Raw genomic sequence first — 337 nt, forward strand, 5'->3', positions numbered from 1 at the left:
GCGCCCTCGCCTCCTTCGCCGCCGGCCCACAAGCCGAGGATGTCGCGGTGGCCCTCGGCCGTGACCGCGAGGGCCATATAGACCGGGCGGTTGGCGACTCGGCCCTCGCGGATCTTCACGTTGATGCAGTCGATGAAGACGACCGGATAGACGCGGTCGAGCGGACGGGCCTGCCACTCCGCCATACCTTCCATCACCGAATCGGTGATCGTGGAGATCGTCTGCTTGGACACATCGGCACCATAGACCTCGGCCAGATGAGAGGAGATCTCACCATGAGCCAGGCCCCCGATGTCCGTGACGACGGTCTTGGAGCGTTTCCCGTTGCGGGAGTTCT

General features: G+C 64.7%; 1 protein-coding gene. It reads right to left on the reverse strand.

From position 1 onward, the window contains the following. Positions 1-337: IS256 family transposase (locus IF89_RS0136735; protein WP_030778173.1), on the reverse strand; the 337-nt coding region annotated here is incomplete at both ends.

The organism is Streptomyces sp. NRRL F-2664, assembly GCF_000719345.1.
Taxonomy (GTDB): Bacteria; Actinomycetota; Actinomycetes; order Streptomycetales; family Streptomycetaceae; genus Streptomyces.